This is a genomic window from Achromobacter sp. MYb9, from assembly GCF_002975275.1.
Classification (GTDB): domain Bacteria; phylum Pseudomonadota; class Gammaproteobacteria; order Burkholderiales; family Burkholderiaceae_B; genus Achromobacter.
The window spans coordinates 62,424-88,824 of the sequence record NZ_PCOQ01000018.1; the positions used below are offsets into that span (position 1 = coordinate 62,424).

Consider the following 26,401-nt stretch of genomic DNA (forward strand, 5'->3'; position numbering starts at 1 on the left):
CCATGTCCACGCAAGCTCTCTCGAACCCGGGCCGCAACCGCCTGCGACTGCCCTGGCTTGCCGTCCTGCTGCAGGCCGGCATCTCGACGCTGTACGTGTTTGGCCGGCCGGCCTTTGCGCAATCGGAGCCGCTGTCGTATGTGAGCCGGGGCGCGGACGGCACGTGTTGCTCTAGCGGTGATTACCCGGACAACGGCCACGACGGCCAGTGGGCGCCGTCGGACTTCGTCCACCAGGACAGCCAGCAACACATCAACGCGACCGCGCCCGGCCAAACCGGCATCGTCATCGACGTCAGTGGCGGCCGGGGCGGCGACGGCCGGGACGCGAACCCCAACCACTGGGGCGGCAACGGCGGAGGCGGGCGGATCATCGATTACACCCTGACGAGCAGCTCGGTCACCGCCACCGGCCGCGGCATCGACCTTTACTCGGCGGGAGGCAGCGGCGGCCTGTGGGGCAACGCCAACGGGCCCAATGGCGGCTACGGCATCGGCGGCGACGGACACCGCGCCGGCGTCACACTGAACGCCGTCACCGTTACGGGCAGCGGCTTTGGCGTTGCGGTTCAATCGTGGGGCGGCGGGGGATCGGACAGCGGAATCGTCGGCGGGTTCGGCGGCGCGGACAACGCCGGGCACGGGGGCAGCGCCGGCGAGGCGTACGTGACCTTGCAGGGCCGCACATCGATCACCGCACGCGGCCCAGGGCCGGGCGACGTCAGCGCGGCGGTCGGCTTGATTTCGTCGGGCGGTAGCGGCGGCGCCGCCCAGCACACCGGCGACTTCGGCGGGCACGCGGACGCCGGCCGGGGCGGCGACGCGTCGACCGTCACCTTCGTGTCGTCAGCCGGTTCGTCCGTCACCGGCCAAGGCGATGGCGTGCATGGCGTCGTCGCCCGTTCCCTGGCCGGCAGCGCGTCGACCGGCAACGGCACCGACACGAAGGCCGCGGCGGGCGGCAACGCGGGGCAGGTCAGCATCACGAACGGCGGCATGATCACCACGACCGGCAACCGTGCCATCGGCGTCTACGCGCTGACGCAAGGCGGCGATGGCGGCAATGGCGGCAATGGTTCGTGGTCCGACGGGCACAACGGCGGCCCGGGCGGCTCGCCCGGCGCCATCAGCATCACCAATACCGGCCAGATCACGGCAGGCGCGGTTGGCACCGTGGGCGCCAAAGGTATCGTGGCCAGCGTGCTGGGCGGCGAAGGCGGCCCCGGCGGCGCGAACGGCGCGTTCGGGCAAGGCGGTGATGGCGGCGCGGGCGCCGTCGCAGGCCAGGCGATCACCATCGCCAACACGGGAAGCATCAGCACCTTCGGCAATGACGCCGCGGCCGTCGTCGCCAACAGCGCGGGCGGCGGCGGCGGCATCGCGTCGTCCAGCAACGGAATCATCGGGGTGGGGGGTGGCCATGGCGGAACGGGCGGCTCGGGCGGCGGCGTGGCCATGAGCCACGCCGGCAGCATCGACACCTCGGGCGACAACAGCGCGGCCGTCATCCTGCAGAGCATCGGTGGCGGCGGCGGCATGGGCGGTGACGCCAACGCCACAGGGGTCATTGCGGCCATTGCCATCGGCGGAGCCGGCGGCGCGGCCGGCAACGGCGGCCTGGTGCAGTTTTCGTCGCAAGGCAAGATCTTGACCCGCGCTGGGAACGCATCAGGCGTCGTGCTGCAGAGCATCGGCGGTGGCGGCGGCAGCGGCGGATCCGCCAATGCAGTCGGCGTGGGCGTCGGGCTGAATGTCACGGTGGCGACGGGCGGCTCGGGCGGCAGCGGCGGCGCCGCCGGCACCATCTCGTTCACGCAGGCAAACCAAGGAACCATCACGACGCTGGGCGCGCAAAGCCATGGCGTGCTGGCGCAGAGCGTCGGCGGTGGCGGCGGCAACGGCGGGCTGGCGAACGCCCGCGCCATCACGATCGCGCCGCCGTTGGGTGACAACCCCAGCGGCACGGTCACGCTCACGGTTTCAAATGGCGGCGTGGGGCAAGGGGCCGGCGACGGCGGCATGGCCCTCTTCACGAACGGCGGGGCCGTCAGTACGGCCGGCGCGCAAAGCCACGGCGTGGTCGCGCAGAGCATTGGCGGCGGCGGCGGCAATGGCGGCGGCGTCCTGGCGCCGGTCAAGACGCCGACCATCGGCAATTCGCTGATCGACCTGCAATTGAGCATCCGGCATGGCGCGCAAGGCGGCAAGGGCGGCAACGGCGGCCGCGTGCAGGTTGCCAACTCCGGCTTGGGCAGCATCGCCACCACGGGAGCGGGCTCGGCCGGCATCGTCGCGCAGAGCCTGGGCGGCGGCGGCGGCAATGGCGGCATCGTCCAGGCGCACGACGCCAATTCCTTCAATGACATCCTGGGTTCGCCCTCCAACCTTGCCGGCTTGCTGGACAAGGCCGCCAGTTGGCTGGAAAGCGGCCCGCAAATGGCGCTTAGCAAGGCGGTCAGCCTGTCCGTCGGCGTCACGACGGGCGGCAACGGCGGTGACGGCGCGTCGGCAAGCCCCTTCAATGTGCGCAACGACGGCGCCATCTCGACCCAGGGCGATCATGCGCCGGGCATGCTTGCGCAAAGCGTCGGCGGTGGCGGTGGCAATGCCGGCATGATCGATTCGGCAGGCGCGTCCACGCTGCTCTCCAGCATCGACGCGCTGGTCAAGGCCGCCGAATCGGGCGTGCAGAACGTGTTCACCGTCGCCTTGCCGCAAACCAGCATCACCCACCAGACCGGCGGCAGCGGCGGCGCGGCGGGTTCAGGAGGCGGCACGGCATCCGACCCCGCCCTGGTCGTGAACACCGGGTCGATCACGACGCAAGGCGACGGTTCGGCCGGCATCGTGGCGCAGAGCATTGGCGGCGGCGGCGGCCGCAGCGCGGCCAGCGGGCAGGATCTGCAAGCGGTGGTGTCCGCCGCGGCCGGCGACGCCGCCCCCCAGATCCTCGACAAGATCACCCGCATCATCAGCATCCTGGGTACCAAAGGCGGCTCCGCGCTGGGGTCGCTGATCAATGTGCGCAATGGCGGCACGGACGGCGCCAATGGCGTGGGCGGCGTGGTCACGGTTGACGCCGGCGCACCGACCAGCCGAATCACCACGCAGGGTTACCAGGCGCCCGGCATCGTCGCCCAAAGCGTAGGCGGAGGCGGCGGCATATCGGTGGTCGACCAGCCCCTATTCCTGTGGAGCGCAACCACCTCGACGATCGCGCTGGGAGTGGCGGGCGATCATGGCCCTGGCGGGAAGCTGAGCATCGGCGGCGCCGTCAACGCCATTCATGGCGGCACGCTTGGAACCCGCGCCAGCGGCTCCGCGGGGATCATCGCGCAAAGCGTGGGCGGCGGCGGTGGCATCGGCACGCTTTTCCTGCGTAACGCCAGCTTGGCCGCCATGCCGCAGACCGCCTCGCTGGCGATCACGCTGGGCGGTGAATATCCGGCCAGCAGCTTTGGAGGGGCCGACTTTTCGCTGGTGTCGGGAGGCGCCGTGACTGTCAGCAACAATACCGGCAGCATCGTGACGCAAGGCGCGTTCTCGCCAGGGATCGTGGCGCAAAGCGTGGGCGGTGGCGGTGGGCTGGCCGCCGTCTCGTCCAGCGCGTCGCTGGGCAGCGTCGATATCCAGCTGGGCAGTATCGGGACGCACAACAACGAGCTGTTTCCAACAACGGCGACCGGCAATGGCGGCAACGTCAGCATTACCAACATGGGCGGCAGCATCACGACTTCCGGCGCGCTGTCCTTCGGGGTGCTGGCGCAGAGCATTGGCGGCGGCGGCGGGCTGGTCACCATCGACAATGGCACGCAGCCTGCGGCCAATGCCGCGAACATCACCTTCGGGTCGAATGTGCCGATGAGCGGCGCCGCGGGCACCGTCACGGTGACGCAGGACGTGGGCGGCCGCATCTCCACGTCCGGCACGAACTCGCACGGCATCGTCGCGCAAAGCGTCGGCGGCGGCGGCGGCATCGCCGGACTGTCGACCCAGCCCGGCCGGGTGACGCTGAAGCCCGTGGCGTCTTCCACCATCGACGGCGACGGCAATGGCGTTACCCTGACCATCTCGGGCATGGTGGCCACCAGCGGCAACGGCGCCGCCGGCATCCTGGCGCAAAGCGTGGGCGGCGGCGGCGGCCTGGCGGGCGACCCGTCTTCGGCGCTGTACACGACAGGACTCATCCAAAGCGCGGGGCTCACGGGCGGCACCGGCAATGGCGGCCCTGTCAACGTATCCATCGGCACGGGCGGCACCCTTCAGACCACGGGCGCGAATGCGCCCGCGATCCTGGCGATGAGCGTGGGCGGCGGCGGCGTCTTCAAGGACGGCCGGCTGTATCAATACGGCACCCCGGACAACGCCCTGACGTACGGCGGGCCGATCTCCATCACGCTTGGACAGGCCGCGTATGTTGTCGCCACCGGCGCCAATTCGCCCGCTATCGTGGCCGTCAGCAATGGCGCCAACGGCGGCGGCCGGCCCATCACCGTCAACGTCGGCCCGAACGCCCTGCTAAGCGCCGACCGCGCATCCGGAACCGCCATCCTTGCCATCGCGCCGCTGGCCAGCACCACCATCACCAACGCCGGCACCATTCAGGCCAAGACCGCGATCGACACGTCCGGCCTGACAATCGTCGACAACAACGGCACCGTGGCGGGCGATGTTGCGATGGGCAGCGGCAGCACCTTCAACAACCATGCCGGCGCCAGCCTGTACAGCGGCGCCCGATTCCAGGGCAACCTGAACAATGCCGGCACGTTGAACCCCGGTGGGCCGGGCACGTTCATGACGACACGGATCACCGGCGCACTGAACCACACGGGCACCTATCGGCCAGACCTGGATTTCGGCAACCACAACAGCGATTTCATTTCCGTATCCGGGGCGTCGACCTTCGCCGGCACCGTCAATCCGGTGCTACGCAATCCCGTGAAGAATGTCTGGCTGGGCATCGGTCACTTCGACGCCGCGCAGACCCAGGTTCCGGTCCTGGCCAGCGACAGTCCGCTGTTCCAGTTCGCCATGAAAAACAACGGCGGCGGCGGCTTTCGTGACCCGTTGATTTCGGTCGATGCCGACTTCACGCCGGCCGCGCTGCCCCTTAGCGCGGATCGCGTGAACATCGCAAATTCGCTGCAGGCGTTGTGGAACCAGGGCAGCAAAAGCAGCGCCTCGCTGTTCGACAAATTCACCGGCGTCCAGACCACGCAGCAGTACCGGGACGCGCTGAACGGCGTCGCCCACGATGGACAGTTCGCCCGCGCCTCGAATCAGATACACGCGTCCTACGCTTCGATGAGCCGCATGATGAGCTGCCCAGGTTTCGTCGGCGAAAGCACGATCCTGCGCGAGGGCAACTGCGTGTGGTCGCGCCTGGACACCAACTGGACAACGCGTGACGGCACGTCGAACGACCAGGGCTATCGCATCCACCAGACGGCGTTGACGATTGGGGCGCAGCGTGAAATCGTCACCAACTGGTTCCTGGGCGGATCGCTGAGCTATGCCTCAGGCAAGACCTCGTCGTCATCCGGCCTGTCGGCCAACAGCGACACCTATGCAGGCGGCCTGGCCTTGAAGTACAACAACGCGCCGTGGCAAGTCGCCGTCGCAGTGCATGGCGGTGTCGAGAAAAGCAGGATGTCGCGCGGCACGCTGGACGGTGTCGCCAAAAGCAAGCCCGAGTCGTCTTTCCTGGCTGCCCGGCTGCGTACGGCCTACGAGTTCAGCCAGCCGTCCTGGTACCTGCGGCCATATGTGGACCTGGACGTGAACCACATCCGCCAGGACGGTTATCGCGAACAGGGCCCCAGCGTGTTCAATCTGAAGGTGCGCGGCAACGACACGACGTCGTTCATGGTGTCGCCCATGGTCGAAGTCGGCGCGCGCACGGATCTGGACAATGGCGCGACGCTGCGGTCCTATGCGACGGCCGGGATGAGCTTCCTGGGCGGTGGCGACGTCGTCACGACCATGCAGTTAAGCGGATTCAACACCACGCCATTCTCGTTAAAGTCCGGCATACCGAAGACCTATGGCAACCTGTCCGCCGGACTGGAGTACGTCACGCCCAAGGGCATGGAACTGAAGACGGAATACGCCTTGCGCGGCAATGGCCAATACCGCGATCAATCGTTGACGTTGCGCGCCGCCTACCGTTTTTGAGCGGGCGGCAGGCGCGCTTTTCCAGCGGCCCCATCTACTTTGCGGCCCAGTGCCCCAGGCCGTTGTCGTCATAGAACTTGATGTCGAACCCGCTGGCCTTGCCCTGTTCCGTCTTGAACACGATGGACGCCAGCGAATCAACCAGTTCGGCTTCGCCCGCGGGCGAGAAAGCAAAGGTATCGCCGTCCCAGTGCCTGACCGGGAAACGCATGCCCTTGGGCCCCAGCACCAGCGCCAGGCCGCCGTCGGCTTCCAGGATGTCGGCGGCGCCGTAGTAGGCATTGTCGAAGCGGCCCGTGTAGGCCGACAACGCTTTCGCAGGCGCCGGCTTCGCGGGTCTGGTCTGTGCGGATAGGTCCGCCTGCGGTTCAAAGAAGCCCTTCATCGCACCGTGGTACGCCGCGTACCAGTCGCGCGTCGGCTTGCCGTACAACGCGGTGTCGATGAACGAAGCGGCAACGGATTCGGCCGCGCCCACCGGCGCGCCGTTCGTCAGCACCACGATGCCGATGCCCGCGGACGGCACGATCTTGAACGTGGTGCCCGTGCCCATCAGGAACGCGCCCGAATGCCCCATGGACGGCCGCCCGCCCAGTTCGGTGTTGACGTTGAAGCCATAGCCATAAAAGCCGGCGCGCGAATCCAGGTCATGCGCCCGCGCGCTGAACGCCTGCGCGCTCAGCGCTGGCAGCAGTGTGCCAGCGCGGATCAGCCGCTTGCCTTGATATTGGCCGTCGGCAAGCAGCAGCTTCAGCCATTCGGCCATGTCCACCACCGTCGACGACGCGCCGCCCGCCGGCGCCTGCTGATCCGCGTCGCGCTGCCCCATGGGCACGAACACGCCGTTCTGGTAACCGTGCAACACCGCGCGGTTATCGTGCGCCATGAAGTCGCTGAACCGATAGCTTGTCGCCTTCATCCCCAACGGCTTGAACAGCCGTTCATCGGCCAGCGCGTCCCAGGGACGGCCCGCGGCGCGAGCCACCGCCTCGGCGCCGATGGTGGTACTGAAATTCGCGTAGTGGTAGGACGTGCGGAAGGCGTCCAGCGGCAACAGGCGCAGCCGGGCGATGACGTCGTCCCGCTTGAACCCCAGGTCTTCCAGGTCGTCGCCAGCCGTGCCCGGCAGGCCGGACCGGTGCGCGAAGAAATCCCCGATCGTGGCGTGCGTGGACACATAGGCGTCGCTTAGTTTCGCGTCCGGCAGATACCGCGAAACCGGGTCGTCCCACGCAACCGCGCCCTTGGACATTTCCATCGCCGCCACCGTCGCGGACAGCGACTTCGAGATGGAAGCGATCTGGAATACGGTCTGCGCATCCACGGGCGCCTTCTTGCCCACCTCTCGCGTGCCGTAGCCCTTCACCAGCACGGTCTTGCCATCGATGACCACGGCGACCGCCATGCCAGGCACCTGGCTGCGCGTCATGATGTCTTGGACGATGCCCGGCAAGGCCTGGACCGCGTGTGTCTTGCTTGCGGCGGGGATGGCCACGGCGTCCGCCGGCGGATTCGGCGCGCTATCGATGGCGACCGGTTGGGCCCACGCCGCCAGGGGGCCGCCAAGCGCCAGCACGCATACGCCGGCAATGAGTGATGTTTTGCTAGTCATGATGCCCTCAGAATCCCGCTTGATAAGCGATGCGAAAAACGCCCTGGTTGATGCGGGTGGTCTGGTCGCGCTGATGCGTCAGCCCCGCCTGCACAATAAACCCGACCGGCGTCACGTAGGTGACCGCGCCTGAAATAGCCCAATCCGTATCGTCTTCCAGCCCGAACCGCGCCAGCTTCTGTTGGCTGCCCGACAGCTTGCGCACGGCGGCCGTCGCGGTCAGCTGCCAGCGGTCGCGAGAGAACGACATCGACGTCACGGCATTGCCATTGGAGACCGGCGCGCCGCGAAAGGCGCTGGAGAACGTGGCCTCGTTGAACCAGCCGACATTCCACGCATTGCCCAGCGGCGCATCGTAGCGAAGCCGCGCGGACACGGTGTTGGCGCTCTTGCCATGGCCGGGATCGACATGCAGCCGTCCCGCGTCCACCCCGCCCGACAGGCGTTCAAACCCCGGCAGATCGCGAAAATCGTATGACAGGATGAAGGACTTCATCTGGTCGCTGAACGGCGGCGGCTGCGCCGGCCGGATGAAACCCTGGTCCAGGCTCAGCCGGTAGTTCAGGCTGGTGTCGTCGCGCTTGAACAGCACGGCGGCCACGGAATGCGTCCCGACACCGGCGGGTTCGAAGGTGTAGCGTCCGCCCAGCCCGATCGAGCCCCGGAATTCCGAATTCTCGTTGAAGCCGGTGTACAGCCCGTCGACAACGTGCCAGGCGTCGCCAAAGCCCAGATCCATCTTGCCGCCGTACAGCGCGTAGCGGTCGGCGGTATAGGCGGCAAACAGGTTGTCCAGGTCCACGCCCAGATCCGAGAAGGCATTGTCTTTCGTTTCATTGGTCGACGAGTTGAACGTGGCCTTCGCGCGGATCGAGAATTCCCGCGTCAGCTGCAACACCAGCGCGGCTTCCGCCGTGGGCTGCACGCTGCTCCAGTGGGACCGTGGAATCTGCCCGTTGTCATCCTTGATGCCGAAAAAGCCGGTGTATCCCGTCATCAGCAGGAAGCGGCCGTTCAACTGCGGATACGTGTCCTCGCCTTCGCCCAACTCGCTGTACGGCGTCAGGAATATCTCTGTCTTGAAGATGTCCCGGGCCTCTTGCGCGGACGCGCCCTGCGCAAGGAGAGCCGCCACGATCGCGGCCGCGCCAAGCGATGTACCCAGACGCTTTTTCATTGCCACGCGCAGGCCCAGGCCGATCACCGCGCCAGCTCGGCCGCCAGTTCACGCACCTGGGAATGGATGTTGCCGAACATGGCGAAATTCACGCGGCTGGCCACGACGAACACGCCCAGGTCGCGATTCGGCGACAGCACGGCGTAGCTCATGAAGCCGCCCAGGCCACCGCTTTTTCCCAGCAGCAACGGCGCGCCGTTGCGCGGCAGCGTCACCACCCAGCCCAGCCCCATGCCGTCGGCGTCGGTCACTTCAGTGCCCACGACCGACTTCAGCCCGTCATACGGCAGCCACATCACATGATCCAGCGCAAAAGCCTCCTTGGCCTGCCGGGCGCCGTCCAGATGCCAGCGCATCCAGCGCGCCATGTCCGCGCCCGTGGAATAAATGCCCGCGCTTGCGTACATCACATCGGGCACCGGGGCGTTGGGATCCGGCTTGCCAAACGGGTCCAGCCCGGTCATCAGGCGTTTTTTTTGTGCGTCGGTCAGCACATTGGTGGTGTCCACAAGGCCCGCCGGTTGGGTGACTTCATTGGCCAGCACCGTCGAGTAGTCCGCGCCTGCCGCCTTGGCCAGGGCGTCGCCCAGCAAGCCGAAGCCAAGATTCGAATACAGGGTGGTGGTGCCGGGCACGTAGGCCGGCTTGTTGCTGCCCATCCACTTCCAGTAGTAGGCGCGATCGAAGGCGGCAAAGGGGTTGTCGGACGGCTTGGCGTTTGGATCCGGCAATTCGCGCGGCAGGCCGGCCGAATGCGTGGCCAGGTCCAGCAGCGTGATGGGCCGGCCATTCGTCTCGACACGCGCATTGGCCGGCGCGTATTTCGCCAGCGGATCGGTCAGCTTCAGCTGGCCCTTGGCGGCCAGCGACGCCAGCACGTCGGCGGCGAAGACCTTGGACACCGATGCGATTCGGAAGATGGAGTTCGCGTCCGGCTCCACGCCATTGCCCGGCGCCGTCTCGCCATAGCCCTGAATCACCACGTCGTCGCCGCGCACCACGGCAATGATCACCGCGGGCGCGCCCGCGTTCAGATAGAGCTGCATGCCCGCCATGGACACGGCGTCCTGCAAGGCCAGATCGGCGGCCCGAGCCGGCGTCGCGCCCAGCACGCACGCGGCCGATATCGCCAAGGAAGTAATGCGAAGAAAAACGCGGGACGCCAGCATGCCGATTCTCACAAGGTAGCCCGGGGAACGGGAGTTCCACCGCATGCAGGATGATCCCAAAAACTTGCCCGATGGCATCGTTCGTCAGGACGAAACAACAGGCCGGCATGACGAACTGCATAGGCCGGCCAGGTTGCCGGCCGATTCGCCGGGGTCAGATGCCAATGCGTTCGCGCAACAGTTTCCGGTACGAACGTGACACCGGCCATTTGGCATCCAGCGACCGCATCCTGATCACCCACTTGTCGACGCTTCGGCGGTCGACATCCATGACATGCAACGCGTTCGCAATGGCGGTGCGGTGGACCCGGAAGAACGTCTTGTCGGGCAGCAACGTCGACCACATGCCCAAGGCACGCGAATCCAGCACCATCGACCCGTCCTCAAGCCAGATCTCGCTGTAGTTGCCCGCCGACCGGACGCCCACGATGGCCTCCGGCTGCACGCCCCGGACCACGCCGCGCATGCTCAGATAGATCACCGCCGTCGAACCGTCGTACCTGGCCGTGCGGCCGGAATCGCTGCTATTCGCGTACTTGGCCTGCCCGATCAGATTGGCGCATTGGAACAGCGCCCTGACCTCGTCGGCAGACCACGTCCTGTGCTTGGCGGTCGTGTCGAAACCGATGATTCCGTAGAGCTTCTTGTCATGAAACACCGGCACGCTCAGCACGCTCTTGTTTCCCTGACGCTGGAATTCGGCCTGGATGGCTCGCGCGGTGCGCGGCAGGTCGTTCACATCGTGGATGGCCACGGCCTGGCCTTTCACCATGAACCGGTGCAGCCATGCGATCAAGGTGGTGGGCACATCCTGGAGTTCGGCGACGAACGGCTGTGTCTGGCCCCGGCACCATTCATGCGTATTGCGCAGGCGCAGCATGTCGGGGCGGTATTCGATCATCCAGGACCGATCCACGTCCGAGGTCTCGCCCATGAATGCCAGCAGCGCCGAAATCGCGTCGTCGGCCGGGTGTTTAAGCAGGCTCATCGCGCAGTGATACAGCCAGTCCGACGACGGACTGGGTTCAAGCACGGTAGCGTTGTGCGTCTGGTACTGGCCAGCATCCTTCACGTGCGATTCCCCCGGCGGCGGGATCCAGCATCGTCCTTGCGCTAGCTGCGCCGCGCCAAGAGGGGATTTTCGCCGTGGTAACGGGGAATGACAAGAACTGTCTAATGTGAGCAGTTGATGCGAATCGAGGGCATCTGGCCCTTTTTATAGATCACAGCGTGGCGCGCGGAGGATCTGAAGCGGCCCCGCGCTGCGCGACTATCACCCCGGGCAACCCGACCCCGTCCGAGACGCCGGCAACGGCGTATCCCCAGCCGTATTACCTGCGAACTGGCGGATCTTCTCGGCCAGTTCCGGCGTGGCCTTCTCGTAGCCGTAGCAGTACGGCGGTGTCGGCGCGGATTCAGGGCGGTAGTCTTCCAGTACCGGCTTTGCATCGCCCAGATAAAGGTTGTCTTTCAGGCGCAAGAACGCCTTGTAATCGCGCGTGTAGCCGTGCTGGGCCTTCAACTTCTCGTACGCGCCCCGATCCGATTCGCCATTTTCCAACGCGCTTCGCTTGGAGGCGATGGGAATGTAGTGGCAGTAATTCACCTTGATGCCTTCCACCGTGGGGGAAAACTCGGGTTCCACGCATTTGCGCTGCGTGGCGTTGCTGAAGATGTTCCCCTCGACAAACGCCTTGGCTTCCAGGCTGAAACTCATGCCGTAGAAATCCCAGTTTTCCAACAGGTTGTTGAAAAGGTGGAACGTGCCGAACTGCCCGCGCGGATTGCGTTGCACGGTGTTGAAGAAGTAATTGTGATGCAGCGTCACCCGCGCGATCGAATCGCGCTCGTAGTTCTGGAAGAGGTTCTTCGAGGTAATGTTGTTCAGCAACATGACCTTGTTGGAATTATGGAACTTCGTCCACGAGATCGTGACGTCGGTCGACCCGTTCTTCACATTGAGCAGCCGGTCGGACATCCGCGACAGGTCCATATGGTCGACCCAGACGTCGCGGCTGCCATTGGCCACATTCACCGCCTGCGTCAGCCGGCTCAGGCGCCCGTCTATCGTCAGATGCGTCAGGATGACGTTCTGGCTGCCGTACACGCCCAATCCGTCGTCGATCAGCGTGACACGCTTGCCGCGTCCGTCGATCGTGACGTTCGACGGCACGCGCAGCTGCGAATCCAGCACGATGGTCATGTCGGACGCGAAGCGGATCCAGGTGGGGCCTTTCTTGGCCTGCGCCAGCGCGGCGCGCAGCGTCCCTGGCCCCGCGTCCTGGTCGGACGTGACCTCGATGAACTTGCCGCCCAATCCGCCCGTGGCGCGGGCGCCGTAGCCCTCGCGTTGCTGCAGCAGCGACGCGACCGACGCACAATGTTCATCGGGGCGTTCGCACGATGCACTCGCGGCCGCCGCGCCGCCCTGCCACAGGGCCAAGGCAAGCAGCCCCAGCATGGCCTTCATTGCGGGTTTCATCGACGATCGCTCCTATTGCTGCGCGGACCGATCCGCGGACTGCACATGACGCCAGATTCCCCCGCTAAGGCGAAGATTCTCCGGCGGGCCGGCCACGTGCTCACGCAGCCGCTCGAAATACGCCTTCTGCCATCGCAGCGAGTAGGCATCGGCATCCTCGCCGGGTTCAACGGCGGGCAGCATCTCAAGCGTATACGCCACGTGACCGTTCTCCCAGCGAGGCGCGTAGAACACCGAAGGCACCCGCAGGCGGTGCGCCAGATGCGACGCGAAACTGGAGTAGGTCACATCCTGCCCTTCGAAGGTCGTGCGCGGGGCCGCGGGGTTGGCCGCGCCGTCGATGGCCAGGCACAGCACGTAACCCGATCCCAGCGCGCGCATGCAAGCCTTGGCGACTTGCGCCTCGGTCTGGTCCGCGGTGGAGATCAAGGCGGTGGCGTAGCTGCTTTGGGCGACACTGGGCGCCGTCGCGAGCCAGCGCGACGGGATGCCAAGCAATTCCAGCGCCATCAGCCCTGCATACATGGGCCCGACGTGCGCGGTGGCCACCACCACGCCCCGTCCGGCCGCCAACAACGGTGCAAAGAAACGTTCGCCGGTGTCGAGTTCACCCAACACCTGCATGGCCTCTTCGGCGCTGTCTTCGCGGCATTCAAGCCAGTCGTACAGAAGGTGATCGACCAGGTGGCCCCAACGCGCGCGGCGTTCCCACTCTGCCCGGTCGGCATTGGGATCCCCGCGTAACGACCAGGCCCAGTCCAGCCGCGCCTGCGGTATCGGGGCGGTATCCAGCCGTTCGTCCAGTTGATCCAGGGCCTCCTGGAAGGTCGCCGGCAAATGCGCGCCGCGTTTGGCCACATACTGCGCGTAGAGCGCTTCGGCCTGCGTGCTGCGGCCCGCCTGGGACAGCGCGCCGATGGCGGCACGCTGCCACAGCAGCTTGTCGGGCGATTTCTCGACCAGCATCATCATTTGATCGGCGGCCTCGCCGTACTGCAGCGTGTAACGCAAGGCACGCGCATAAAGCGCCCGCGTCTGCTCCAGATCCGGCGCCAGGCCGATGGCCTGCTCAAGCGGCGCCAGCGCCTCTTTGGCGCGACCCGCGCGCAACAGCGTTTCGCCATAGAGCGTCAGCAGCCTGACGTCGGCCGGCGATGCCTTCAGGCCGGCCTCAAAATGCGTCAGCGCGTGCGTCTTGCGATCATCCTCGGACCCGCGCCGCAGGTGGGCCAAACCCAGGGATGAGCGCAGCGCGGCACAATCGTGGCCCGCGCTCAGCGCCGCATCACCCAGGCGGATCGCCGCCGCCACCCTGCCGTCCTCAAGCAGGGCACGCACCGCCATCGTCGCCACGCGTTCGTTGGGCAGCTCGTTGGGATCCAGCGCTGCCGCGACGCGCGCCGCATCAGCCGCGTCGCCGTTGCGCACAAAGGCCAGCATCCAGGAATAGGCATCGCCCGGCTCGCGGTGCACCAGGCCGACGGTCGCGCGCGCGACGTCCGCGGCTTCGGCCAGCCGTCCCGCCTGCACGCGCAACTGGATTCGCGCGGCGTGCAGCGCCGCGGCATCGGGCTCGATGCCCGCGGCGGCATCCGCCACGGCGATGGCGCGGTCCCACTGTTCGGTTCGCCCCAGCAGGCTCGCCAGCAGGCGGCGGTCATCGATGCGCGAGGGATATGCCGCAACCAGCACCTCAAGCGCGGCGATCGCTGGAACAAACTTACCCTCTCGCACAAAGGGGGACACCAGCAATCGTCGGACATCGCGCCAGCCGTCTTCCACCGGCGACAGCGCGGGCGGAAGCGCCGCCATGTCGCGCGCCGGGTCGGCGGCGGCGTGGATGCTCTTGATGACCTCGCGCAGCCGTTTCGTGGCGTCAGCCTGGGTCTGGCGATTCGCAATAGCCGTCTCAACCATGACGCAATCCCCTCAACAATGCCATCGCCACGCGGAAAATGAACATCAATACAAAGCCCAGGGCCAAGGCTTGCAGCAGCAAGATCCCCGTGCGCGGGCTGCTGGGACGATCGGTCGGCACCGGTTGCGCAATGATGGACAAGTACCGCTGCAGCCGCAGCGCATCCGTCACCGCTTGCTGGTAAGTCTGCTGCGCCAACGTCAGGTTTGAATCCGCGAAGGCCTGGGTATTGCGCAGGGTCTCGTACGACTTCAATTGTTTCGCTTCCGTATTGCCTTCGCCGCTCAGACGGCGCCGCAACGACGCGATCCGCTTTTTCAGGGCCGCGACTTGCAGCTCGGCGGGCTTGAGCATGAAATGGTCTTTGTTGCCCAGCGCGCGGATCTTGTCCAGATTGATCTGTGCGCTATTGAGTTCCGACTCGAGTTGGCTCGACAAGTTCAACAACATCGCCACCGTCGCGGTCGGGTCGATGTTGCCGTGCGTGGTCCGCCATGCCGTCAGCGCCTCTCTCGCGGCAAACGCCTTTTGCTCGGCCAGCCGGACGGACTCTTCGCTTACCTTCAGTTTGTCGGCCACGCCTTTTTCGTTCATGGAACTGACGAAGGCCTCCGCCAGGCCGATCAGCGCCTTCGACAAGGTCGCGGCATCTTCCGGCGAAAACGCGCTTACGCGCAGTACGTCGATCTGCTCCAACGCGTTGAACGAAACCTGGACCGACGCCCGGTAGGCGCGATAAAGATCGTCCTCGCTGGCATCTTCGGCCAGGTGGCTGAGCGGGTCCATGCCGGCACGGATCAGGTATTGGCGCAGGCCGACTTTCCTGTCCAGCTGTTGCATGGCATCGCGCGATTTGAGGAAGTCGGCAACCGCCCATCCATCCACGAAGCCACCCAGCATGCCGCCCATGTTCCCCGTGGTGAGCAAGCTTGCCGCGCCGCCTCCGCCGCCTTGCTGGCCGGATCCCGACTGCACGAAGAAGCGCGACTCCGCCTCATAGCGCGGCGTGGCGATCCAAAGCACATAGACCAAGGCCAGGACGACCGGCGCCACGACGATGAAGGCGTTAATCCACCGATGGCGGCGGCGCTCGCGCAGCGACGACTGCCGTTCGCGGCGACGCCGTTCGATTTCGGACCCGCCCTCAGAGGCCGAGCTGCCCTTCCTCGAAGCCGCCGCCGAAGCCGTCGTCGCCTGTGCCGGATTCGCTCCGTGATCGTCGCGGGGGGAATCTGCTGATGCACTGGTCGAGGTCGTCTTCGATGCTGAGAGCGCTTCGTTCATAAATCAAGCCTTTTAGGCAGTAATCCGCCATCTGATTCTGGCGATAACTGGAAAAAATAAGTGTCCGGCCAATCAGCCGCTCTTCAAAGAGAGCCAGCCAGAGGCGGGTGAAACGGCAGGGCTCGAAAGGAATGGCCCCTTCGATGACGTAGACATCGAACGCCGGCGCCAGCGCCAGGGCGAACGAGAACTCCTGCCGTGCGTAAAGCGGCCAATGCTCCATCGGCTTGGCCAGGCACTTGGGATCGCTGATCAGGTCCGCGACCAATTCATACGTGGCCGCCGCATCGATCTCGTACATCTCGCTCACGAAATCGATGATGCTCAGGCCGCTTGCCTTGCCGCGGATGAAGCCTTGCCGCCCGATCGCCCAAGACACGACGCCGTCGTGCTTGACGAACCCCTGACGCGGCGGACGCAGGCAGCACAGCACATCGACGATCTGACGATGCAGTTCCGGCGAATGCGAAAGCAACGCGTAGCGGCCAACGGGTATATCAAGGTCGGCATTGAGCAGCAGCGGTTGCCGGCTTCCGAATGCATAGGGTTCGTCAGTGACGCCATTCAAATGAATCATCGTCTTCCCTCACATCGGCTGGACATTGGGACGCGCAAGGCGTTCGGCTGCCAGGGCGACCACCATCAAGAACACCAACGACGTCAGGAAATAGCCCAGGCTTGCATCCTGGGAGTCGTAGGCCTCGAAGTAAGCCGAGCGCAAAAGTTGCATGCCGTGGGCAAACGGCGACCAGAGAATCCACGGGCGCAGATGTTCCGGCAACTGTTCCGAAACAAAAAAGACGCTGGAGAAAATCTGCAGGAACCGCTCGATCACCGGCGCAAGCCTCAGATAGAAATGCCAGAAGGTCGCGATCGACCCGAACAACACCCCCATCGCCGCGCCGCAGACTCCCATCAGCACGACGAACAGCACGAACCCCGCCCAGCTTTCCGGCAAGGTAATGAGTTCCAGCGCATGGCCAGCGCTGATCAATACGCCGAACACCACGAGATACACCGACAGATAGATCAACGCCTGCACCAGCGCGCACATCAATGGCGTCACGCCCTGAAAGTTCAGCAGGCCGCGGGCCGATATGTAGGCCGCGCTGCTTCTGAAGATGATCTGCCGGAACATGATCCAAGTGGTTGCCCCCAACAGCGAGAACGTCTGCACGTCCATGCCCAGGATGTAATGCGTGCCCATCAGGATGTACAGCGACGAAATCAACGTCAGCAGCACCACCGGGCCCACCAGAGCCCACAGCAAGGCGATCCGGCTCTCGCCGTGTATCACCCGCAGCTGATAGACGAACAACGCCAGCAACGTGCGCCCCACTGGCCGCCCGCGACCCGCATCCCGGGGGTGCCCCCCTTCATGCAAGGCGGCCATGCGATCCCGCAGAATCGCAAGGTCGCCGGCCTCGTCCCCGGACAGCTCGACTTCCAGCGCAATATCGTTGCGCGACGCATGGCGCCGCGCCTCGCGCGCTTCATCCTGCTTGCGCCGCTCGACGCGCCGCGCATGCGCCGCGGCCAGGCGTTCGTCTTCCGCCACCAGTTTGGCGGGCATGTGTCCCGGCACGAACACGTCGGTGCCCGCGCGGATATCCTGCTCAAGCAAGCGCACGATAAGCCGCAAGCGGCGCCGCGAGAAGTCGGCGAGCGTCTCATTGACGCCGCTACGCGCGATCTCTGCGTCCAGCTCCGCCTGCACGGCCTCGTACACCGTTCGCCGGGCGGCCACGGAGTCGTGCGGCTCGCCCTGAAGGCGCGCCAGCAACGGCTTGAGCAACACGGCTGGCGTGGCCTTTTCCTCAAACAGCGCAGCCGGATCCAGCCGCCAGGCGGCGACGCCGGACCCTACCGCGTAATTGCTATCCTTCCGGCGCGAGCGCCAGCCCTTGATCCGATCCTCGTTGCTCATCGACACGCTATTGCGATACGCCGGATGAACTGGAGCCCGAATCGCTGTCGATAGCCCGCGTGGCGCTGAAGCCTGCGCTCATCGTGACGCGGAACGCCGACAAGACCTTCTGCACCTGGGTAAACGGCGCATCCGAAATGTAGATGGCCTGGCCTTCCTGCACGGTAAATTCGCGCGCCAGCGCCACCTGCTCCGGCCGGGTCAGGTCAAACTGGTAGACCACGGGCAGCATGTCGGGCTTGCCGGCCACGCCAGCCTTTGCAGGCGTGAACAGGAACACCGAGCGCGGGTCGGCCAGCTTGTCGTCAAGCCCCCGGGAATCGGCCAGGGCATCCAGCACGCTGTAGTTGCGCTTGCTGATGGCCACGCGCCCCTGGGTGCCCGCCGCGCCCAGCACGGTCAGATATTCGCGGGAGTCATAGGCGGTGATGACATCGCCCGGCCGCAGCAGGATGTCGTTGTTCTGGTTGCGGTAGATATCCGACAGCCGCACCGACGCAACCTGGTTATCGCGACGCAGGCTGATGACGAGCTGCTCGGGATTCGTCTGCACGGGCGCGGCCTGCGCCAGCGCGCTGCTCAGGCGCTGCGCGGTCTGCGTGATGGGAAACATGCCGGGCTTGGTCAGATTGCCCTGCACCGTCACCATCTGTCCGCGCGCGTCGGCCGCACGGGTCACGCTGACGTCGGCGCCCACGACCAGCTTGGCCAGGCGCGCAACGATCGCATCATGCAGCTTGCCCAGCGTCAGGCCCTCGGCCTTGAATTTTCCAAGGATCGGGAAGGTGACATTCCCCGACCGGTCGATCTCCTGGTTACCCAGGTCGCTCACGCCGGACGGGTCCGCGGCGAAGACGCCCAGCCCGCCGCGCTCCCAGACCTTCACATTGATACCATCGCCAGGCACCAGACTGTCGAAGCCCGCTTGCGTCAGATCGCGATAGCGCACGGGAAAATCAGCCACGTCGGGCACCCTGCTTTTCTGCACCAGGTCACGCGACACGGGCATCACCACGACATCCTTGTCGTCGTGTGCCCCCGTCATCTCGCTTAGCATCGGGCCAGAACGCGGCAGTTGGCAGCCCGTCAGTGAAAGCGCGGAAAGCAGCATCAGGGCCAGGGCCGCGTTGCGCCGCAGGCCCGGAGCCGGGACGTTCATTTGCATAAAATCCTTTAGCGTTAGCAGCTCGAAAAGATAAGCGGCCAATCAGGCTTGCATCAAGCGCATGGGCTGCAGATCCATGCTCTCGTCGTTTTCGGACACGGGCATGCACAGCGCCAGGAACTTGGTCAGCATCGCGTCAAGCGAAAACAGTTTTTGCGCCCGGTGGCGGCTATGCGCCCGCAGTTGCTCGTTGCTGCGCACCTGGTCCACCATCGAGGCGACTTTTTCGCAGGCCTCGTGCAGATCGGGATGATCGACATCGCTGAGCAAGTGGCCGGTCTCGTTTTCGACGAAACACTCTCCCGCACCACCGGCAGGCGTCGAGATCACCGGCACCCCCAGCAGCTGGGCTTCGATCAGCACGTTCGGCAAGCCTTCGTACCGGGACAGCAGCACGCTGGCATCCATTTGCGAATACCAATAACCGACGTGGTTCGATAAGCCCACAAGCAGCAGCCGGTCGGTCACGCTCAGCTCTTCTGCAAGTGCCTCGATATTCTCTCGAAGACGGCCATCGCCCACGATGACGAAGCGCGCTTGCGGGCGTTCCTTCAGATAGAGCGCGGCAAGCTTGATCCACAGTTGTGGACGTTTATCCGGCTCCAGCCGGAAGACGCCACCAATGGTCTCGGTCGCGTCCGTCGTGCTTTCCTGGAACGCCTTCCACTTTTCCTTATCGGCGTCGGAGGCGTCGGTCGCCAGATCCGGCACGCCGTTGTACAGGATGTGAAAACGCATGATGGGAATGCCCAGCCATTCGGAATAGGCTTCCGCCGCCTTGCGGCTATTGCTGACGAAGACCACCCCGGGCACCTGGGCCAAGGCCTGGTAGAGCTCGGGATACTCTTCGCGGAAGCGGTCTTTGCGGATATTGGGCGGCAGTCCGCGGAAGACGAGGTGAATGGTCGGCGTGCCGGCAAGCAGCGCCGCCAATGCGCCAAACAGGCAGGTTCCGTCTTGCCACAGACTTACCACGTCAAACGAGACGGCACGCAACACCGGCGCCAGGCGCGTCACGCCATAGTGAACCGGCGGGGGCAATTGCTCCAGCAAACGCGCCAGGCTGCCCTCGGGAACGGGCTGATGGGACACGGACACGGCGGGCAGCTTGTTGATTTCCGTGACAGGAATCTGCGCCTTGACCAGCACGGGCAGGAAGAAATCCAGCTCCTGCTTCTTGGGCGAGCCCGGTGGTTCGGTGTGCTGTTTCACCAGCACCTCCACCTTCTTCGGCTTCATCAGCACCTCGGCCGGCCGCTGCTCGGGAAACGCTGCCAGACGGGTCAGTTCGCCGGCAAGCCGCGTCAGCTGACGCTCGGCGCCGCCCGGCCCCAGGCTGCCGGTAACCAGCGCCACGGACACGGGTTTGTCCGGCGAATTCTCGGCAACCTGCCGATCGCGAAAGTGCAGGATCGCGTGTTTCATCGACACGATCCTGATGTCCTTTCCGGCCAGCCCCTCTTCGGACTCGAAGCGCTGGTAGAAGGCATAGTCGCTTGCCAGTCCGTCGGCAAGTTCCGCCGCCTTGCTGCCCGGCGTCAGGTGCTTGGCCACCGGCGCAATCGCCTCGAACGCATCAGCCAGCAAGCCGCGTTTGCGCAAGCGCTTGGCAAACTCGACGCGCATGTTCCGGTCGGTGTACTGCGTGATCAGCCGGCGGAACAGCGCGTCCGATTGGTCGTGCGCGCGAATGTCGCTAAGCAGCTTGGCCCGCGCGAACAAGCGGTCGGGATTATCCGTCGACTCGGGCAGATGGCGGTCAACCAGCTCCAACGCCTGGTCGACATGCCGTTCCTTCACCAGGCGGGTTGCGCAATAGCGGACGATCTGAAGGTCGTCCGGGCACTCCTGCAACAGCGTTGCCCACTGCTCCGCCATGCCCTCGTTCAAGCCCGCCGACTCCTTCAGCCTGAGCAGAAGAAAGCGGACCTTCGAATCTTCCAAGTGATCGCGCGCCAGCACTTTCGCGCGAGCCAGGTTTTCCTGTGCGACTTGAACCCGCCCTGAAGCCGCGACGATTTCCTCTAATTGGGCCTGAACCCATTGAAGGTCGGACTTGGCGTCCGCACGCTCGGTGATCAGTGGTGGATTCATGCCGCCTTTCTCCGGTTTATCTTCTCGATCCAGACCTGGCAGCGCTCGATGTAATGGTCGAACTGAGCCGGATTATCGGAACGTTCCTGGAGCTTTTTCCAGTGAGGCAAGGCCTGCTCGAAGCGATGCAACCGCATGGCGCCAACGGCGGCCAGGCGCAGGCCGATCGGATCTTCCGGCACGAGTTGCACGATCTTCTCGCCAAGCGCCAGGCGTTCGGTCGCGCTTGCGGGGTCAAGCGCGCGCGCTTCGGCATACAGAACGGTAAGGATGCGGCGCTTTTCACGGTCGACTTCGGTCATCTCGGGCCACGACTGCGCAACGCGCTCCAGCAGGGTCCAGGCCGCCTGATGATCGCCGGCGGACAAGCTTTCACGGGCGCCACGAATGGCGCGCGGTCCAAGCCTGCCCAACTGGCGTTCTGCTTCTTCCTTGGCGCCCTGGTCGGCCGACGGATGGGAAAGCACCATCTTGTAGGCGTCAATGGCTTCGCCGTACCAGCCGCCGTTGAACGCGGCACGCGCAAAGAACAACTGCGCGCTGAACGGGGCGGATTCGCCGGCGGCGGCCTGTGCAAGGTGCCGCATGGCGGTTTGCTTGTCGCCCAGCGCGTCGGCTGCCCGGCCGCGCATGGCGTCCAGCTCGGGGAAGGCAACTTGGGTATCGATAGCGATATCCGTCAGGTCGATCACTTCCTTGTGGTTGCCCGCCAGCAGTGCGGCCCGCACGCCAAGACGCATGGCGCGCTCGAAGGCACGCTGCGCGCGCGCACCGGTCAAGGCGTTGGGATTCAGCAGGCGGTGCGCGCAAATCCTTTCGGCTGCGTCGCGCAGGCGCCCTTCTTCCAGGGCGCGATTGCCTTCTTCGGCCCATGCCGTGGACTGCGCCAGCAGCCATTCCGAAATATCTTGCTGCTCGCTGTCGGCCAGGTGGCAAGACGCCGCCAGCGCCGCCGCGGCCATGATGAAGCCGCGCCACGAGGCTTCCTTGACCAGCTCCAGCGCAACGACGTCGTCCAGCGCGGGGGATTCGGTCGCCAAAGTGCGCAGTCCGGTGCGATCCCCGGCCAGCAGGCGGTCACGCCACAGCACGGCAAAGCCGCGTCCGTATGCGGGCATGACCGCGCGGACTTCATGTACCCAGCGGATGGCGGCTTCCATGTCGCCGCTCGTCTGCAGCATGGACAGCACCGTATCGGCGGCTTCGACCGCGCTTGCGTCTTCCGGGGACGAGATGCGGAACAACTGCTTCCAATTGCCCAGGGCCTCGTCCACGTAGCCCAGCTGGGCCGCGGACACGGCGGCGATCCGGACAATTTCGGGCGTCTCGATTTCGTCGCCCAGCAGGCCGGCCGCCAGCGAGTAGGCCACGTCATAGCGGCCCAGCTTGAACTGATTGCGCATCAGGATCTGCTCGGCCTTGCTGCCGGTTGCCACGCCGTCCGCGCCGTCCGCGCTGCCCAGCAGTGCAAGCGACCCTTCGTAGTCGCCCAGCTCTTCCTGGATCCTGGCGAACAACAGCACATGATCGGGCAGACCGGGATGGCGGCGAAGCACGTCGCGCACGCGGCGCGATGCCTCGCGCAAGTTGCCCGAATCCCAGATCTTTTCGATACGTTCGACGCTTTCGTCGGCCGCGAGCTTGGGCACCGCAACCTGCGGCGTGGTGCCGCTCATCCGCGGACGCATGAAATTCTTGAACCAGTCCACGTACAGGCGCTCGGCAAAGAGCGGGGTGTAGTGGGTCAGGTCCAGGCCGCCGTCTTCCATCGCTTCGGCTTGCCCGACCTTGTTCATCAACGGCGTCGGATCGTAGCAAGGCACGCCGATGCGCTGCGCGATTTCCGTCACCGCGGAGATCAGCTGCTGCCGCTGCTCGATCGGCATGTTGTCAGGGGTCAGGGCGTTGACGTGCGTGACGAACACCACCTTGTCCCGGCCGATCAGATCGACCAGTTGACGCATTTCCGCCTCGATCTCTTCATCCGTCTGATCGCGCTTCACGATACGCGACAGCAGTTCGCGGTCCTCGGACGACAGGCTCTTGAAGACCGGATCCTGGTCCAGCAACGCGCGCCTTTCGGCCAGCCGGTCAGCATGCGCCATCGACCAGAACGTCCGGGTGCGGGTACGGTCGGCGAAGAATTCGCTGAAGTAGCGCACCACGTAGTTGGACTGGATGGGATAACCGTCGATGGTCAGCAGCTTGCGCGAAGATAGCTCGACCATGTAGAGATCGGCCGGCTTATGCGTTCCGCGGCGAGCCTGCTCGCCATTCGAGGGGCGGAAGATCAGGCGCTGGACGTCGGCGGGAATATCGCCGTGGCCGAACATGAACCGGGCCTGCTGAAGCGCCTCGGCGCTGGTATGCACGAAACCGTAGTTACGCCCGAGTTGCAGTTTGATCGGATAGCGTCCCACGGCATCGCGCAGCGGCGTATGGATGCGGCACGTGCCAATCGGAGCAGTGGTAAATGCAGTCATTCTGGGTCTCTCCTGCAGTGATGGGTAGCGAGACCGAACTTAAAGAGTCCAGTACAAGAGGTCGGAGGCAAGCCGTTTGCTGTCAAGCACGGACTTCAGGTCGCAGACCATCCCGCCGCTCTTGACCAGACTGGGCATGTCTTCCCAGATGGCGTCCATGGTTTCGCGATGCGGAACCGCCAGGATCAGCACATCCATGTCTCGGAACTCGCCGCGCTCGACGAGCTTGATGCCGTATTCGTGCTCCATCTGGCCCGCGTCTGCCATCGGGTCGCAGGCCACCGGCGTAATGCCGTACTTGCCCAGCGCGTTGTACAGATCGACCACTTTCGAATTGCGGATGTCGGGCACGTTTTCCTTGAACGTCATCCCCAGGATGCCGACGCGGGTCGACGCATTCAGGCGGCCGTTGCGGGCCAGGGTCTGAACGATCCGCGAGGCAACGTGGTTGGCCATGCCGTCATTGATGCGGCGGCCCGACAAGATCACCTCGGGGTGATAGCCCAGCTCTTGCGCCTTGGACGTCAGGTAGTACGGGTCGACGCCGATGCAGTGGCCGCCGACGAGGCCGGGCGTGAACTTCAGGAAATTCCACTTGGTGCCTGCCGCAGCCAGCACTTCCGACGTGCGGATGCCGACCAGATCGCAGATCTTCGACATTTCGTTCATCAACGCGATGTTGATGTCGCGCTGCGTGTTCTCAAGCACCTTCGCGGCTTCGGCCACTTTGATCGAAGAGGCGCGATGCACGCCCGCGTCGATGATCTTCTCGTAGACGCCAGCGATGACTTCCAGCGAGGCCTCGTCCTGGCCGGACACGATCTTGACGATCTTCTCCAGCGGATGCTCACGGTCGCCCGGATTGATCCGTTCAGGGCTGTAGCCCAGCTTGAAGTCGACGCCGCAGCGCAAGCCGGACACCTTCTCCAGCTCGGGGCCGCAGATTTCCTCGGTTGCGCCCGGGTGGACGGTGGATTCGAAGACCACGATGCATCCAGGACGCAACACGGGGCCGATCGACCGGCAAGCCCGGACCAGCAGCGAGAAATCCGGATTGTTCTTCTCGTCGACGGGTGTCGGCACGGCCACGACGAAGAAGTCGCAGCCTTCCAATTCCGTCACCTGGTCGGTGAACTGCATGGGGGAAGCCAGCAATGCGTCGCGTTCGATTTCGCCAGTCCAGTCATCACCCTCTTTCAGCCGTGCGATTCGACGCTTGTCCACATCAAAGCCAATGACATCAAAGCGCTTGGAAAATGCGACGGCTACGGGCAGGCCGACATATCCAAGGCCACACACTGCGATTCTCTTTACCACGGGGGACCTCACTGTTTTCGTCGTGTCGAAGACACTAGAAATCGACGCCCAACGACACGTATTCGATATGAAATCGAAGGACGTTTGTCCTGGGTTGGGCTGACAGATTGCTTAAGTTTGATTACAGCTCGATACCCAGATATACGTGTTGGGCGACGAGCCAACGAATCGTAGATGGGTCACACAGCAAACTTCTTTCTAAAAATTTTTATTGCTGTGCAAATAAGTCGGGGGGTCGGTAATAAACCTAGGGAATCCCCTCAAATAATTACATTCATTACACAAACCGCAACATTGGCGAGCCGCCAAGTTGTTAATAAATATTAAAAAGCGTTTTTCTTATTTTTGTTTAACCAAACTGAAAAGACATAATACCCCAGCGGGCGCTATTTATTAATACTCCCGGGTAATGACGGGATAAATGATCTGATCGTCCCACATATTGGGCTTATAGCGCGCGAGTCAGCGCGGCCTCACGCCCGTAAACCCCCGGCTTACACGGCCAAACCCCTCCATCACCTCTTAATTGGAAACATCGATCAACCTTGTGTTTAATACCTGCCTGCCGTGCGCATCGAAATTCGCTAGCGCTTGGCTGCTCAAGGCTTGACCCTCAGTTCGCGCTTGCCACTTCCCGCAAGGCGCCAATCAGCAATTCGGCCGGCCGGGACAATGATCGCCCTGCGCGGCGCAAGATGCCGATGAATCGATACAGGGGGGGATTCTCGATCGAAATGCGCCGCAGGCGCTGTGCATCGCCTCCGCCCACAACCAGCTCTGAAAGGATGGCCACGCCAAGTCCCTGAGCCGCCATCGCAATGATGGTCGAGTTATAGACGGCCTCATAGGCTGCGGGCAGCGAGATCTTGTTTTTGTCGGCCGCAGCCTCGATGTGCATGCGGATGCTGCTTTCCCTGACGGGCAGGATAAGCGGCGGACCGGCCAGGTCCTTGAGGGTCACGGAATTCCGTGTCGTCCACGGGTAGTCCGGCGCGACAAAAGCGCAAAAGCGGTCGGTCATCAATTTCTCCCAGACCAGCTCCTGATCGCGTTTGACGGGGCTGCCAACGCCAAAATCCACTTCCCCGTTTCGGATCATGTAGTTCAGGCGCGCGGCCACGGTGTCGCGGATGCGGACCGTGATACGCGGATAGTCGCGATTGAGCCGATGAATCGCACGAGGCAGCAACCCCGCAGCCACCGAAGGCAACGCCGCCACAGTCACCGTGCCCCGGTCGGGGTCGTTTGCCTCTCGGGCATGGGTGACCAGATCTTCGATTTCGGCAACCACGCGTTCGATGCGGGGGAACAGCTCCTGCCCGTGCGGCGTCAACGTCACGCTTCGGCGATTGCGGTCGAACAGTTGCGTACGCAGATGCGTTTCAAGCTGCTGGATCTGGATCGTCAGCGCCGACTGAGAAATGTTCAGTTCGTACGCGGCCCGGGTGAAGTTGCCCAGGCGGGCAATAGCGAGAAACGCGCGCAACTGCTTGAGATCACCCAGCATTACCGCCCTCCATGTCGATGACGCACCAGGTGAACTATTAATTTTTTCGAAGACACTATTCGTTTATTTGAATTTTACCGATCACTACCGCGT

The 26,401-nt window shown here is 64.5% G+C and carries 15 protein-coding genes; 1 reads left to right on the forward strand and 14 read right to left on the reverse strand.

The window, feature by feature from the left end:
* The first annotated feature begins 2 nt into the window (after positions 1–2).
* Positions 3–6,173: an autotransporter outer membrane beta-barrel domain-containing protein gene (locus CQ050_RS22225; RefSeq protein ID WP_105558986.1), complete on the forward strand. Its 6,171-nt coding sequence runs from the start codon at positions 3–5 to the stop codon at positions 6,171–6,173.
* Between the two features lie 34 nt (positions 6,174–6,207).
* Here CQ050_RS22225 and CQ050_RS22230 read toward each other — a convergent pair whose 3' ends face one another.
* The 14 genes from CQ050_RS22230 to CQ050_RS22295 all read right to left on the reverse strand — a co-directional run bounded on the left by CQ050_RS22230 (position 6,208) and on the right by CQ050_RS22295 (position 26,308).
* On the reverse strand, positions 6,208–7,785 hold the full coding sequence (locus CQ050_RS22230; RefSeq protein WP_105558987.1) for a serine hydrolase: 1,578 nt from the start codon (positions 7,783–7,785) through the stop codon (positions 6,208–6,210).
* Between the two features lie 7 nt (positions 7,786–7,792).
* Positions 7,793–8,962, reverse strand: coding sequence for a hypothetical protein (locus CQ050_RS22235; RefSeq protein ID WP_105559038.1), 1,170 nt, complete (start codon positions 8,960–8,962; stop codon positions 7,793–7,795).
* A gap of 23 nt (positions 8,963–8,985) precedes the next feature.
* Entirely contained in the window at positions 8,986–10,131 is a 1,146-nt protein-coding gene (gene ampH, locus CQ050_RS22240; protein ID WP_105558988.1) for a D-alanyl-D-alanine-carboxypeptidase/endopeptidase AmpH, read from the reverse strand.
* Positions 10,132–10,285: 154 nt separating this feature from the next.
* Positions 10,286–11,203 (reverse strand): GAF domain-containing DNA-binding protein, encoded by a 918-nt coding sequence (locus tag CQ050_RS22245; protein ID WP_233214227.1) that lies wholly within the window; start codon positions 11,201–11,203, stop codon positions 10,286–10,288.
* A 201-nt stretch (positions 11,204–11,404) separates the two neighbouring features.
* On the reverse strand, positions 11,405–12,613 hold the full coding sequence (locus CQ050_RS22250) for a polysaccharide lyase family 1 protein (protein ID WP_105558989.1): 1,209 nt from the start codon (positions 12,611–12,613) through the stop codon (positions 11,405–11,407).
* A 12-nt stretch (positions 12,614–12,625) separates the two neighbouring features.
* Positions 12,626–14,530, reverse strand: coding sequence for a tetratricopeptide repeat protein (locus CQ050_RS22255; RefSeq protein WP_105558990.1), 1,905 nt, complete (start codon positions 14,528–14,530; stop codon positions 12,626–12,628).
* Positions 14,523–15,554, reverse strand: a complete 1,032-nt coding sequence (locus tag CQ050_RS22260; protein WP_105559040.1) for a sugar ABC transporter — start codon at positions 15,552–15,554, stop codon at positions 14,523–14,525. The genes CQ050_RS22255 and CQ050_RS22260 overlap by 8 nt, the downstream gene beginning before the upstream one ends.
* Positions 15,555–15,675: 121 nt before the next feature.
* Positions 15,676–16,392: an ATPase gene (locus tag CQ050_RS22265; RefSeq protein WP_105558991.1), complete on the reverse strand. Its 717-nt coding sequence runs from the start codon at positions 16,390–16,392 to the stop codon at positions 15,676–15,678.
* 9 nt (positions 16,393–16,401) lie between these two features.
* The gene (locus tag CQ050_RS22270; RefSeq protein ID WP_105558992.1) at positions 16,402–17,742 is read right to left on the reverse strand and encodes an ABC transporter permease; all 1,341 of its coding nucleotides are present in this window, start codon (positions 17,740–17,742) and stop codon (positions 16,402–16,404) included.
* Positions 17,743–17,749: 7 nt separating this feature from the next.
* Positions 17,750–18,907: a polysaccharide biosynthesis/export family protein gene (locus CQ050_RS22275; protein WP_105558993.1), complete on the reverse strand. Its 1,158-nt coding sequence runs from the start codon at positions 18,905–18,907 to the stop codon at positions 17,750–17,752.
* A 42-nt stretch (positions 18,908–18,949) separates the two neighbouring features.
* Positions 18,950–21,001, reverse strand: a complete 2,052-nt coding sequence (locus tag CQ050_RS22280) for a glycosyltransferase (protein WP_105558994.1) — start codon at positions 20,999–21,001, stop codon at positions 18,950–18,952.
* Complete coding sequence (locus CQ050_RS22285; protein WP_105558995.1) at positions 20,998–23,484, reverse strand: hypothetical protein; 2,487 nt, start codon at positions 23,482–23,484, stop codon at positions 20,998–21,000. The genes CQ050_RS22280 and CQ050_RS22285 overlap by 4 nt, the downstream gene beginning before the upstream one ends.
* 39 nt (positions 23,485–23,523) lie before the next feature.
* Positions 23,524–24,783: a nucleotide sugar dehydrogenase gene (locus CQ050_RS22290; RefSeq protein WP_105558996.1), complete on the reverse strand. Its 1,260-nt coding sequence runs from the start codon at positions 24,781–24,783 to the stop codon at positions 23,524–23,526.
* A 631-nt stretch (positions 24,784–25,414) separates the two neighbouring features.
* Positions 25,415–26,308 carry a LysR family transcriptional regulator gene (locus tag CQ050_RS22295; RefSeq protein ID WP_105558997.1) on the reverse strand — a complete coding sequence of 298 codons (894 nt, stop codon included), beginning with the start codon at positions 26,306–26,308 and terminating at the stop codon, positions 25,415–25,417.
* Between the last annotated feature and the right edge of the window lie 93 nt (positions 26,309–26,401).